This is a genomic window from Thioalkalivibrio sp. ALMg9, from assembly GCF_000380625.1.
Classification (GTDB): Bacteria; Pseudomonadota; Gammaproteobacteria; order Ectothiorhodospirales; family Ectothiorhodospiraceae; genus Thioalkalivibrio; species Thioalkalivibrio versutus.
Genome location: NZ_AQYC01000004.1, coordinates 83,030 through 95,701, shown reverse-complemented (window position 1 = coordinate 95,701; position 12,672 = coordinate 83,030). Strand labels below are relative to the sequence as shown.

The 12,672-nt window shown below is 69.4% G+C and carries 8 protein-coding genes; 3 read left to right on the top strand and 5 right to left on the bottom strand.

Going from position 1 to position 12,672, the window contains the following annotated elements; translation table 11 throughout:
• The first annotated feature begins 313 nt into the window (after positions 1 to 313).
• From F792_RS0100970 to F792_RS0100960, 3 genes are all read left to right on the top strand, one after another.
• Positions 314 to 1,507, top strand: coding sequence for an efflux RND transporter periplasmic adaptor subunit (locus F792_RS0100970; RefSeq protein WP_018168007.1), 1,194 nt, complete (start codon positions 314 to 316; stop codon positions 1,505 to 1,507).
• A 7-nt stretch (positions 1,508 to 1,514) separates the two neighbouring features.
• A complete protein-coding gene (gene hrpB / locus F792_RS0100965; RefSeq protein ID WP_018168006.1) occupies positions 1,515 to 4,022 on the top strand; it encodes an ATP-dependent helicase HrpB in 2,508 nt (835 codons plus the stop codon).
• A 315-nt stretch (positions 4,023 to 4,337) separates the two neighbouring features.
• Complete coding sequence (locus F792_RS0100960; RefSeq protein WP_018146336.1) at positions 4,338 to 4,559, top strand: hypothetical protein; 222 nt, start codon at positions 4,338 to 4,340, stop codon at positions 4,557 to 4,559.
• A 12-nt stretch (positions 4,560 to 4,571) separates the two neighbouring features.
• Here F792_RS0100960 and F792_RS0100955 read toward each other — a convergent pair whose 3' ends face one another.
• The 5 genes from F792_RS0100955 to glgA all read right to left on the bottom strand — a co-directional run bounded on the left by F792_RS0100955 (position 4,572) and on the right by glgA (position 12,410).
• The gene (locus F792_RS0100955; protein ID WP_018168005.1) at positions 4,572 to 5,966 is read right to left on the bottom strand and encodes a sigma-54 dependent transcriptional regulator; all 1,395 of its coding nucleotides are present in this window, start codon (positions 5,964 to 5,966) and stop codon (positions 4,572 to 4,574) included.
• Positions 5,963 to 7,600, bottom strand: coding sequence for a PAS domain-containing sensor histidine kinase (locus F792_RS0100950; RefSeq protein WP_018168004.1), 1,638 nt, complete (start codon positions 7,598 to 7,600; stop codon positions 5,963 to 5,965). The genes F792_RS0100955 and F792_RS0100950 overlap by 4 nt, the downstream gene beginning before the upstream one ends.
• A 9-nt stretch (positions 7,601 to 7,609) precedes the next feature.
• Entirely contained in the window at positions 7,610 to 7,882 is a 273-nt protein-coding gene (locus F792_RS0100945; RefSeq protein ID WP_018168003.1) for a PP0621 family protein, read from the bottom strand.
• Positions 7,883 to 7,996: 114 nt separating this feature from the next.
• Positions 7,997 to 10,840 carry a phosphoenolpyruvate carboxylase gene (gene ppc / locus F792_RS0100940; RefSeq protein ID WP_018168002.1) on the bottom strand — a complete coding sequence of 948 codons (2,844 nt, stop codon included), beginning with the start codon at positions 10,838 to 10,840 and terminating at the stop codon, positions 7,997 to 7,999.
• An 82-nt stretch (positions 10,841 to 10,922) separates the two neighbouring features.
• The gene (glgA, locus tag F792_RS0100935) at positions 10,923 to 12,410 is read right to left on the bottom strand and encodes a glycogen synthase GlgA (RefSeq protein WP_018168001.1); all 1,488 of its coding nucleotides are present in this window, start codon (positions 12,408 to 12,410) and stop codon (positions 10,923 to 10,925) included.
• Between the last annotated feature and the right edge of the window lie 262 nt (positions 12,411 to 12,672).

Below are 12,672 nucleotides of genomic sequence, written 5' to 3'. Positions count from 1 at the left end.
CTGCGGCCGTTCAACGCGCTGCGCGCTTTTGTGCTTCGTCGCTGCGCTCCTCGCAATGACGGGTACGGATTTGGGTGGGTGCGGCGCGGGGCAGCGACGTAGGATGTGATGAGCGGAGCGAATCGCATCATCTGGAAGCCACGGGAATCCACCGATGCAAAAAGGTGGCAAAACCGTGGATACCGGCCATTCGCGCGGCTTCCCGGCGCCGTCTTGATGCGATTCGCTTCGCTCGTCGCATCCTACGTGTGGGGGGCGTGTTGCTCGGGGGTGGCCCTGGGCGCGTCGAGGCGGGATTTGCGAGACTGATGGCATGTTGATGAAAAAGCGGATCACGATCGGGCTGGTGGTGCTGGCGGGGGTGGCCGCACTGGTGTGGGCGCTGCGGCCGCAGCCGGTGCCGGTGTCGCTGAGCGAGGTGCGGGCCGGGGCGTTCGAGGAGACGGTGCGCGAGGAGGGGCGTACCCGGCTGCGCGAGACCTACACCGTGTCGGCGCCGATTGCCGGCTATCTGCATCGGGTGGCGCTGGAGGAGGGCGACGCGGTGGCGCTGGGCGATACGCTGTTCCGCCTGGAGCCGTTGCCGACGCCGGCGCTGGATGCGCGCTCGCGTGAGCAGGCGCGCGAGAACCTGGCTGCCGCGCGTTCGCGTTTGCAAAGCGCGGAGGCGAACCTGGAGAACCTGCGGGCCGAGGCGCGTTTTGCCGAGTCCGAGTATCGCCGCCACCAGGAGTTGTTCGACCGCGGGGCGGTGTCCGCGACCGAGATGGAGCGCATGGAGACGATGCGCGACCGGGCGCGTTCCGCCGTGCGCGCGGGCGAGTCGGCGGTGGAGGTCGCGCGCAGCGAGATCGAGAGTGCCCGCGTGGTGCTGGATATCGCCAGCGGCCAGATGCCGGAATCCGAGGCGGATACCCTGTCCGTGCGTTCGCCCGCCGAGGGCGTGGTGCTGGAGCGCTACCGCTGCTGCGAGGGCACCATCGGCGCCGGCGAGCCGGTACTGGTCGTCGGCGATCTGGACGACCTGGAGGTGCAGGTGGACCTGCTGTCGATGGATGCGGTGCGCGTGGTACCGGGAATGCGTGTGCGCCTGACCGACTGGGGTCGTGATGCGAAGCTGGACGCCACGGTGCGCCGGGTGCAGCCCTTCGGCTTCACCAAAATCTCCGCGCTGGGCGTGGACGAACAGCGTGTGCCGGTGATCCTCGATCTGGATGCGGTGGAGGCGCGCCTGGCCGGGCTGGCCGTTGGCTACCGCGTGGAGGCCGAGTTTCTGCTGTGGGAGGGCGACGACGTGCTGCAGGTGCCGACCAGTGCGTTGTTCCGCGACCGTGGCGAGTGGTCGGTGTTCGTGGTCGAGGACGGGCGTGCGGAGCCGCGACGGGTCGAGGTGGGCCGCCGTTCCGGGTTCACCACGCAGATCCTTGAGGGCCTGGAGGCAGGCGAGCGCGTAGTTACCCGTCCGGGCGACCGCGTGCAGGCCGGTACCCGCGTCGTCGAAAACTGACCTGCCCATGGTCGAAACCCCGAATGCCTCGCCCGAGGCGCTGGATGACCTGCTGAGTCCGCTGGATGCCGCGCTGGCCACGCGCGGTGCGGCCGTGCTGGTGGCCGAACCGGGGGCGGGCAAGACCACGCGGGTGCCGCTGCACCTGGCGGATTCCGTATCCGGGGGGCGGGTCATCGTACTTCAGCCGCGCCGCCTGGCCGCGCGCATGGCGGCCACGTTCATGGCCGGGCAACGCGGCGAGCCGGTCGGGCAGACGGTGGGTTACCGCGTGCGCGACGAACAGAAGGTCTCGGCGCATACCCGCGTCGAGCTGGTCACCGATGGCCTGTTCCTGCGCCGCATCCAGGCCGACCCGCTGCTGGAGGATGTCGGCGCGGTCGTGTTCGACGAATTCCACCTGCGCCGGCCCGAGGCCGAACTGGCGCTGGCTTTCGCGCTGCAGGTGCGCCGGTTGCTGCGCCCGGAGCTGCGGATCGTGGTGATGTCCGCCACCCTCGACGACGAGGCCGTGGCGCGACTGCTTGCGGGGCCGGAGGCGGACCCCGTGCCCGTATTGCGGGCTCGCGGACGACAGTTCCCCGTGGAGGTGCGCTACGCGCCGCCGAGGAAGGGCGCCCCGCTGGCCGACACCGTGGCGCAGGCCGTGCGCGAGGCACTGGAGGCCGAGCCGGGTTCGGTGCTGGTCTTTCTGCCCGGCGAGCGCGAGATCCGCGAGGTGGCCGCGCGCCTGGGGGAGACCCTGGAGACGCCGGTCGGCCCCGCGCGGGTGGCACCGTTGTTCGGGCGGCTGTCGGCGGAGGAGCAGAACCGTGCGGTGCGACCGGCTCCGCAAGGCGAACGCAAGGTGGTGCTGGCCACCGACATTGCCGAGACCAGCCTGACCATCGAGGGTGTGCGCGTGGTGGTCGACGCGGGGCTATCCCGTGAGCCGCGTTTTGATGCCGCCACCGGGCTGTCGCGACTGGTGACGGTCGCCGCCTCGAAGGCCGCGGCGGAACAGCGCGCCGGCCGTGCCGGACGGACCGAACCCGGCGTCGCGATCCGGCTGTGGGCGCGCGCCGAGGAGGTGCAGCGTCCGGACTACGCGACGCCCGGGTTGCAACAGGTCGATCTGTTGCCGCTGGCCCTGGAGCTGGCCGGCTGGGGCGAGGCGGTGGCCGAACTCGACTGGCTGGAGCCGCCGCCGGCGCACGGCATGGCCGCCGCGCAGGCGATCCTTTCGGAGCTGGGCGCGCTGGACGCCGAAGGGCGGATCACCGGTCACGGCCGCGCCCTGCTGCGGCTGCCGACGCATCCGCGCCTGGCGCACATGCTGCTGCGGGCGCGCGAGCGGGGCCTCTCGCGTCTGGCCTGCGAGCTGGCGGTGGTGGTCGAGGAGCCGGGAATGGCCGGGCCGGGTGCCCCGCTGGAACTGGGGGAGCGCCTGGTGCAGGCACGGCGTGCGGGCGGCCGCGCCTGGAAGTCCGGGCTGCGGCGGCTGGAGCAGGCCCTGGCGCGGCTGGACGACCGCGCCGGCGCAGCAGAATCCGTACTGGACGAGGCTGTGGCGCTGGGGGTGCTGGCTGCGCTGGCCTGGCCCGAACGCATCGCGCGGCCACGCGGCGGGCAGGCCGGGCGCTTCGTGATGGGCAATGGCCGCGGGGCGTTGCTGTCGGAGCGCGAGCGCCTGGCGCATGCCGAGTACCTGGTGGCGGTGGACTGCACCGACGCCGAACGCGAGGCACGTATCCGCTGCGCGGTGGCGCTGGACCTCGCCGCGCTGGAGCGCGAGGCCCCGGAGCTTTTCCACCGCGAGACGCGTTGCGACTGGGTGGAGGACGGGGCGCGGCTGGAGAACGCGCGCATCCGCCGCATTGGCACGTTGGTGGTCGAGCGGCAGATGGTCGCGCTGGACGACCCCGCGTCCACGATCCCGCGCTGGTGTGAACGGATGCGCCGCGAAGGGCTTGCGCTGCTGCCGTGGGATGACGCGGCGACCCAGCTGCGCGCGCGCATCCAGCTGCTGCATCAGGCGATGCCGGAGGCGGGCTTTCCCGACATGGGTGACGCCGCGTTACTCGCCGGTCTCGAGGACTGGCTGGGGCCGTACCTGGCCGGGATGACGCGGCTGCGCGATCTGGACCGGCTGGACCTGGCTGCGATCCTGCGCGCGCGGCTGGACTGGGAGCATCAACAGCGACTGGAGCGCGACGCGCCGGCCCGTATCGCGGTGCCCTCCGGTTCCGCCCACCGGGTCGACTACACCCAGGACCCGCCGGTGCTGGCGGTGAAGCTGCAGGAGCTGTTCGGCCTGGCGGAAACGCCCGCGGTAGCCGGAGGTCGCGTGGCGCTGGTGCTGCACCTGCTGTCGCCGGCGCGGCGCCCGGTGCAGGTCACCCAGGATCTGAAGAGTTTCTGGGAGAACGGCTACCCGGAGGTGCGGCGCGAGCTGAAGGGCCGTTACCCGAAACACCCGTGGCCGGAGGATCCGTGGAATGCGCCGGCCACGCGGCATGCGAAGCGGCGTGGGTAGGCAGTCCAGGTTTGGCGGGGGCTTCGCCTGCAAGCAGGCTCCCACAGAGGTCAGCACAACGCGGGACGCCGCGCGTGACCCCCTGTGTTGTCATCCCGGAAACCGCGGAGCGGTTATCCGGGGTCTCGGGCGTCGGGGTGGCCATGGCCGCGGAGATCCCGGCTCTTCGCTGCGCTGTGGCCGGGATGACGCCGGGGTGATGGGCGCCAGGCAGCACCTGGGGCGCGGGGTGGTGGGGACGATGCGGCGGAGGGCGTTCTCCGGTAGTGTCGCGTTCAGCTCTGTTGCGAGTCCCGTGCGAGGAAGCGAACCCCGATGCTGAAGTTTCTGACCGTGATCCTGATCCTGCTGTTCGTCTGGTGGCGGGTGTCGCGCTGGATGGATGTGCGCCGCCGCCGTGCGCGGGGGGAGGATGTGTCCTATCAGGTGGACGTGAAGGGGTTTCGCCCGATCACGGTGCTCAGTGTCATCTTCCTGCTGCTGTACGGCGGCTACGTGATCTGGTTTGCCCTGAACGAGTGGTTCGATCTGCTGTAGATCAACGTCTCCCTAGTCGATCCCGAGTTTCTTCAGGCGATAACGCAACTGGCGGAAGCTGAGGCCGAGCAGGCGTGCGGCGGCCGTGCGGTTGCCGCCGGTCTGCTGCAGGGCGGTAGCGATGGCCTGGCGTTCCTGCGCGGCGAGCTGGTCGTCCAGGGCGCTCTCCGCGCCGTCGAGGCCGTTCTCGGGTTCGCCGTACTCCGCGCCCGGGGTGGGTTCGGTGCCCAGACCGTTCGCCGGCAGGTCGATGTTGCCGGCGCGGATCAGCGGCCCTTCGCACAACGTCGCGGCGCGTTCCAGGATGTTCTCCAGCTCGCGGACGTTGCCGGGGAAGCCGTGCCCCTGCAGGGCCGCGAGGGCGTCGGGTGCCAGTTCCAGGTCGCCGGTCTGCCACTGGTCGCCGATGCGTTGCAGGATGCGCGTGGCCAGGCGTTCGATGTCGCCGCGGCGCGCGCGCAACGGCGGCACCTTCAGCTCGATCACGTTCAGGCGGTAGTAGAGATCCTGGCGAAAGCGGCCCTCGCGCACGGCCTTTTCCAGGTCGTGGTGGGTGGCGCTGAGGATGCGTACGTCGACCGGGATCTCGCGGGTGCCACCGACCGGCTTGATGGCGCGTTCCTGGATGGCGCGCAGGAGCTTCACCTGCATCGGCAGCGGCAGGTCGGCGACCTCGTCGAGGAACAGCGTGCCGCCGTCGGCGGACTGGAACAGACCGGTATGGTCCTGGGTGGCCCCGGTGAACGCGCCCTTGCGGTGGCCGAAAAACTCGCTCTCCATCAGCTCGCCGGGGATGGCGCCGCAGTTGACCGGCACGAATGGACGTTCGGCGCGCGGGCCGAGGCGGTGGATCTCGCGCGCGACCAGTTCCTTGCCGGATCCGGACTCTCCGGAGATGAACACCGGGGCCTGGCTGCGCGCCAGCTTGTGGATGGTGGCACGCAGACGCTGCATGGGCTCGGACTGGCCCAGCAGGGGGCTGTCATCGGGGGTGGCCGGGGTGGCGTCGTCGCCGGGCTCTTCCGCGATCGAGGCAGCCGGCTCCAGGCGCAGGGCCGCGTCGATCAGTTCGCGCAGCTGTTTCAGGTCCACCGGCTTGCTGACGAAGTCGAAGGCTCCCAGCTTCAGCGCCAGGACGGCGGTATCCACGCTGCCGTGGGCGGTGATGACGGCCACGGGAAGCTCCGGGCGTTCGCTCTGGATGTGGCGGACGAGGTCCAGCCCGTCGCCGTCCGGCAGGCGCATGTCGGTCAGGCACAGGTCAAAGTCGTGCTCGGCGATCAGGGCGCGGGCCGGCTCGAGGCGGGTGGCCGTGGTGGCCTCAAGGCCCATGCGGGCCAGGGTGATCTCGAGAAGTTCGCAGATGTCGGGCTCGTCGTCCACGACCAGCACGTGGCGGATACTCATGCGCCTTGTTCCTTTGGCGAATCGGTTTCCAGGGGGGCGAACAGGATTCGGAAGCAGCCGCCGATGGGTGTGTGGACGTATTCCAGCGACGCCCCGTTGTTTTCGCACAGCATGCGCGAGATGTACAGGCCAAGGCCGGTGCCCCCGGCACGCCCGGAGACGAACGGTTCGAACAGGTCCTTCTCCTGTTCGGCAGAGATGCCCGGCCCGGCGTCGATCACGTCCAGACTGACCACCCGCGCGACCTGGCCGGCGCCGCCGCGCAGCACGATGGGCGGGCTGTCGGGCTGATCGTGGCCGCCATGGATGCGCGCATTGCTGCACAGGTTCCACAGGATCTGGTTGAGCTGGGAGGGGTCGAACTGGATCTCGGAATCGGCCGGTTCGATGCGCGCATGCAGGGTCTCTCGCGGCAACTGCAGCGCACCGCAGAACTCCTCGGCGAAGCGATCCAGGGTCTCCTGAAGGTTCAGCCGCTCGCGTCCTCCGGCGTCCCTGCGTGACAGGCTGAGGACGTTGGAGATCAGTTCGTTCACGCGCTTGCTCTGGTTGTTGATGATGTCGAGCAGGCGCTGGTCGTGAGGCTTGAGATCCGGCGATTCGCCGAGCAGCTGTGCGCTGTGGCTGATGGCTCCCAGGGGGTTGCGAATCTCGTGGGCAATGCTGGCGGTCAGGCGGCCGAGGGCCTGCAGCTTGCCGGCCTGGGCCTGACGCTGGAGTTCGGCGGCGTCCTCCAGGATCAGCAGGCTGCCCTGGTCGCCGCGGTCACCCAGCGGGGCCAGACGGATCCGCAGGGCCGGCTGGTTGCGGTCGCCCGGCAGCTGCTGGCTGGTCGTGGGCATGCCGTTGCGCTGCCAGTCGCGGATCACGCGTGCCACCGAGGGCGACAGGGACGACAGGTGGCGTCCCGGCCGCGGGGGGAGCAGGCGGCGCGCGGCCTCGTTGATGGAGCGGATGTACCCGTCCGGGTCGACCGCGATGACACCGGCGCTCATGCGCGCGATGATCTGGGCGTTCAGTTCGGCCAGGTTGGCCAGGTCCACCTCCTGGCGTTCCACCTGGGCGCGGGTCTCGCCGGCCCGGCGGGCGAACTGGCGGGCCAGCAGGCCGGCCGCAAACAGGGTGGCGCCCAGCAGCCCCGCCTGGGTGATGGCGGTATCGGCGGGGTGCAGGAATAGTGCGCTTACGCCCTCGGCCAGCAACAGCGCCAGGGTGGCGATCGCGGCCAGGGTCAGGGCGAAGCGTGCGCTGGAGAGCAGCACGGCTGCCACCAGGGCCGGGACCAGCAGCAGGCCAATGCCGGTGCCAACCCCTCCGGAGACGATCAGCAACGCGATCAGGCCGATGCCGTCGCCGGCGCCGCCGATCAACGCGATACGGGTGAGGCTGGTGGTGTCCGGATTGTGGGTGCAGCGCCAGGCGAAGGCGGCGGCGACGAGCGCAAACGCGAGATAGGCGGTGGCGATGACCGCGTAGAACTGGGGGGTGACGAGATGTAGCCCCAGCGGGGTATCCGGGAACAGCCCGAGTAGTAGCAGGACCGCCGCAACAAAGACCCGGTAGAGCGCGAAAAGCCAGGCGGAACGCCGGGTGTCGGCGTCGATCGGCGTGTTCCCCCCGGACTGGTTATCCATGGACGAGGGTCAGTCGTCTTCGGTGCGGGAGTCGGCGTCCGAGCGGTTGCGGTCGACCTCGGCGTGCTGCGGTGAGCAGTAGAGGCGGTCGCCGTCGCGGTAGGCCTCGGCCTCCGGCACGTGCACGCCGCAGAAGGCGCAGCGGATCACCGCGCCGCCCTCTTTCAGGCGTTCGGGCCGTTCATCCTGGCGGACCTGCTTGCGGTTGCTGGTGGAGCGCACGAGGGTGCGCACCGCAAGGAACACGGCGACGATGGCGACGATCAGTAGCAGCAGGCGCATGGCGTGATTCTAGGGAGACGCTGATGAATTTGCACGTGCGCGTAGACGCCCCGTTGTGCTGGCAGGATGACGATCGCGGACCCCCGCCGTAGGAGGCCCGCGAGCCCGTTGGCTTTAGCCGGTGTTGCGCATGCCCGCGGCGATCGCGTTGATCGAGCGCAGCAGGGGCGACAGCCACGGATTTTCGTCGGCGTCGTCGTCGGCCTCGGCGTCGAACTGGCGGGACTCGCGCAGCAGGTGAATCTGGATGCTGTTGAGCGGGTCCAGGTACGGGTTGCGCCGTTGCAGCGAACGCGCCAGCAGGGGCGTCTCGTCCATCAGTCGTTCCAGTTGTGCCACGCGCAGCACTTCGGTGACGGTGCGGCTGTGTTCCTCGCGCACCAGGACGTAGATGCGCTCGGCCAGTTCCGGGTCGCTGCACAGGCGGGCGTACTCCGCGGCGGTGCGCATGTCGGCCTTGGTCAGGGCCATCTGGCAGTTGGACAGCAACGAGCGGAAGAACGGCCACTCCTGGTACATCCGCTGCAACTGGGCCAGGCGTTCGGGGTCATCGCCGCGCCACTGTTCCAGCGCGGTGCCGATGCCGTACCAGGCGGGCAGGGTGTGGCGCGCCTGGGCCCAGCCGAAGACCCAGGGGATCGCGCGGATCGAGCTCTTGGAGCGATCGGTCTTGCGGCGGTGCGACGGCCGCGAGCCGATATTCAGGAAGCCGATCTCCTGTACCGGGGTGATCTCGTAGAAGTAATCGAGCACGCGTTCGGTGCGGTCGATCAGCTCGCGGTAGGCATCCTCGCCAGCCTGCGCGAGCTCGTGCATGGTGGCGCGGTAGTCGTCGCGGTCCTTGCGCGGCGGCCGGATCAGGCTGCGCGAGGCCAGCATGACGCCGGTCGCACCCATGCCCAGCTCGTACACCGCGGTCTCCACGTTGGAGTACTTGTACGACAGGACCTCGCCCTGTTCGGTGAACTTGATCCGGCCCTGCACCGTGGCCGGGGGCTGGGCGAGGATGGACTCGTGGGTCGGGCCGCCGCCGCGCCCGACGGTGCCGCCGCGGCCGTGGAACAGCTGGCAGCGCACACCGAAGCGATCGGTAATGCCGACGATCTTCTTCTGTGCCTCGTAGAGGTTCCAGCTGGAGGCGAGGATGCCGCCGTCCTTGCAGGAATCGGAGTAGCCGAGCATGACGTCCTGGATGTTGCCGGAGGCGGCCAGCAGTCGTGCATATACCGGGTTGGACAGCAGGCCCTCGAGGACGTCCTCGACATGCAGCAGGTCCTCGATGGTCTCGAACAGCGGCGAGATGCGCAGATGGCAGAACGGGTTGCCTTCTTCGTCGTTGCCCGCGAGACCTGCCAGACGGCCCAGCAGCAGGACCTCCAGCACATGCGAGGCGGCGTGGGTCATGGAGATCACGTAGGTGCCGATGCCGTCCGGACCGACCTCGCGGCGCATGCTCTGGATCACCTCGAACACGCGCAGGGTCTCGCGGGTGCTCTCGCCCAGGGGCTTGCGGTCCACCTCGGGCAGGTTCTCCAAGGCGATCAGTTCGCTCAGCGCCTGCTGGCGGCCGGTCTCGTCCAGCGCGGCGTAGTCGGTGTCCGGTGCCAACTGGCCCAGCAGTTCCGCGATCGCGTCGGAGTGGACGGTGGACTCCTGGCGCACGTCCAGGTGGTGCAGGTGAAAGCCGAAGGTCTCGACCAGGCGGATCAGGTCGGTCAGCGCGCCGCTGGCGATGTTGCGATCACCATGGCTGACCAGCGAGTCGCGGATCAGCTTGAGGTCGTTCAGGAAGGCCTGGGCGTCGGCATAGGCGCTGTTGGTCGGCAGCACGGCGGCCTCGCCGCGGACCCGGCGCACCACGGTGTCCAGGGTCTCGCGCAGACGGTAGCGCATGATGTAGAGCTTGCGCCGGTAGGGCTCGCTCTCGAAGCGGTCGGAGGCGCCCTGGAACACCGCGTTGGCGATATTGGAGTCGGCGTCCAGGCTGTCGAGGAATGCCTGCGACGGCTGGCACATGAAGGATGAGTGAGTCAGCACGTTGCGCAGGTGGTTGACCCGCTTGAGGTACTCGCGCAGGACCTGTTCCATTGCCAGGCGGCAGGACAGCTCGGTGACCTCGGGGGTCACGTTCGGGTTCCCGTCGCGGTCGCCGCCGATCCAGGAGCCAAAGTGCAGGAAGGCCGGGATGCGTACCGGCAGGCTGCCGTCCGGGTTGACGCCGTAGATCCGGCGGATGGCCTTCTCGAGGAAGCGGTAGGACTGCGGGATGGCCTCGAACAGGCTCTCCTCGAAATAGAACAGGCCGTACTTGATCTCGTCCTGAACCTGCGGCTTTTTCACCCGCACCTCGTTGGTGCGCCAGAGGATCTGGATCTGGGTCTCCAGTTCCTCGGTGATCAGGCGGCGTTCCTCCTCGCCCAGCCCCGGCTGGTTCAGCCGGTCGGCGGTCTCGAACACGCGGCGCTGGTTCTCCATCGTGGTCCGGCGGCGGGCCTCGGTCGGGTGGGCGGTGAACACCGGCTGGTAGTGCAGCTCGTTGAGCAGGCGTTCCAGCTCCTCGGCGGTGACGCCTTCGCCATGCAGCTCGCGCAGGGTCTGGTCGAAGGAGCCGGTCCACAGCGGCTCGCCGCTGGAGACCTGGGCGCGGCGCCAGCGGTAGAACAGGTCTTCCTCGGCGATGTTGACCAGGCTGAAGTAGATGCTGAAGGCGCGGATCACGCGCTCGGTCAGCGAGGCGTCGAAGTGCGTGATGTCGGCCATCAGCTGGCGGCGCAGGTCCGGATCCTCGTCCTTGCGCAGGCTGACGAAGCCACGGCGCAGCTTCTCCACCGCGTCGAACACGGCCTGGCCTTCCAGGTCGTGAATCACGTTGCCCAGGAGTTCCCCGAACAGCCGCACGCGGGCGCGCAGTTCCTTGTCCTTGGGGAGGAATCGGTCGTGTTGATCGCTTCGAGTCATATCGGGCCTGTGCGCGCAGGACGACGATCGCCGCTGCCTGGGCTTGCCGGTTGGGGTTCGGGAGGTCGCGAAAAGGACGCGATTATAGCGCAGATGCCGCCTTCGCACGCCGGCTGCGGCGCGGAAGCTGTTCGCGGTACAGGGCGAGATAGGCATCGGCGCTGGCGGTCCAGCCGAAGTCGCGCGCCATGCCGTTGTGCATCAGCTGTTCCCAGTGGCCGTCGCCGCGGGCGGTATACAGCGCCAGGGCGCGCTCCAGGGCGGCGCCGAGGGCGGCGACGCTGTCCGGGGTGAAGCTGAAACCGGTGGCGGTGCCCGCCTCCAGGTTCTCCGGCGTGGCATCCACGACGGTGTCGGCCAGACCGCCGGTGGCGTGGACCACCGGCGGGGTGCCGTAGCGCAGGCTGTAGAGCTGGTTGAGCCCGCAGGGCTCGAAGCGCGACGGCATCAGGAACAGGTCGGACCCGGCCTCGATCTGGTGGGCCAGCGGCTCGTCGTAGCCGATGTGCACGCCGACCTGGCCGGGGTAAGCGCGGGCGAGGGCGCCGGTGGCGTGTTCCAGGTCCTTCTGGCCGGAGCCGACCAGCGCCAGCTGGATGCGCCCGGCCTCCAGCAGCGGCGTGCAGGCGGCATGCAGCAGATCGACACCCTTTTGCTCGACCATGCGGCCGACATGGCCCAGCAGCGGGGTCTCCGGGTTGGTCTCCAGGCCCATGCGGGTCTGCAGCGCAGCCTTGTTGGCGGCCTTGCCCGCGAGGTCCTCGGCGCTGTAGCGCGCGGCGATGTGGCGGTCGCGCGCCGGATCCCAGTCGCTGTAGTCGACCCCGTTGAGGATGCCGTGCAGGTCGGCGCCGCGGGCGCGCAGCACGCCGTCCAGCCCCATGCCGTAGGCCGGTTCCTGAATCTCGCGTGCGTAGGTGGGCGAGACGGTGGTGATCGTGTCGGCGAACACCAGGGCCGCCTTCATGAATGAAAGCTGGTCGTGAAACTCCAGGGCCTCCGGGTGCCATAGCTCCGCGGGCAGGTTCAGATCCTGCACGGTGTTTGCCGGGAACAGGCCCTGGTAGGCCAGATTGTGGATGGTGAACACCGTCCGCGGGCGTTCAACGCCGGTGCGCTCCGGGTCCAGCAGCAGTGGCACGAGACCGGTCTGCCAGTCGTTCAGGTGAATCAGCTCCGGAGCCCAGTCCAGCCCGGCCTCGTCGCGTGCCAGGGCCACGATGGCGCGGGCGAAACCGGCAAAGCGCTGGGCGTTGTCCGGCCAGTCCATGCCGTTGCTGGCGCTGTAGGGGTTGCCGGCGCGCTGGAAGTATTCCGGCCAGTCGATCAGGTAGACCGGGAGCCGGGCCCCGGGCAGGCGGCCCTCGAGGATCTGCCAGGGGGCGCCGTCCGGACCCGGGCGCGGGGTGGCATCCACCAGGTTGCGACAGGCCTCGGGGTAGCCGGGCAGCACCAGACGGGCATCCTGGCGCCGCCGGCGCAAGGCGGCGGGCAGGCTGGCGCTGACATCGGCGAGCCCCCCGGTCTTGACCAGGCCGTGGGCCTCGCTGCTGGCGAACAGGATGCGCATGCAAAAAATCCCCAAGTGCGGAACCGGCGGCGCCGGATGACTTTCTGCTAATTGTAACGCAGGGGCCGGGGCGGCACTCTGGAGGTCTAGAGAGACACTGATCAATATACTTTGCGTTGATGCCTTGTGGCCCTCGATCCGGTGTGCAGCCCCTGCCCAAAGAATGGGGGACCATTGGACATGGGGCACGAACGCGAATGTGTACATTGACCAGCAACTCCTAACAACCGAGGGAAAAGAATGGCGGCAGGAGTGGGTGCGG

Excerpts from the sequence above, each read along its gene's own strand:
- F792_RS0100970 (WP_018168007.1), top strand. The coding sequence starts at position 314 with ATGTTGATGAAAAAGCGGATCACGATCGGGCTGGTGGTGCTGGCGGGG.
- hrpB (WP_018168006.1), top strand. The coding sequence starts at position 1,515 with ATGGTCGAAACCCCGAATGCCTCGCCCGAGGCGCTGGATGACCTGCTG.
- F792_RS0100960 (WP_018146336.1), top strand. The coding sequence starts at position 4,338 with ATGCTGAAGTTTCTGACCGTGATCCTGATCCTGCTGTTCGTCTGGTGG.
- F792_RS0100955 (WP_018168005.1), bottom strand. The coding sequence starts at position 5,966 with ATGAGTATCCGCCACGTGCTGGTCGTGGACGACGAGCCCGACATCTGC.
- F792_RS0100950 (WP_018168004.1), bottom strand. The coding sequence starts at position 7,600 with ATGGATAACCAGTCCGGGGGGAACACGCCGATCGACGCCGACACCCGG.
- F792_RS0100945 (WP_018168003.1), bottom strand. The coding sequence starts at position 7,882 with ATGCGCCTGCTGCTACTGATCGTCGCCATCGTCGCCGTGTTCCTTGCG.
- ppc (WP_018168002.1), bottom strand. The coding sequence starts at position 10,840 with ATGACTCGAAGCGATCAACACGACCGATTCCTCCCCAAGGACAAGGAA.
- glgA (WP_018168001.1), bottom strand. The coding sequence starts at position 12,410 with ATGCGCATCCTGTTCGCCAGCAGCGAGGCCCACGGCCTGGTCAAGACC.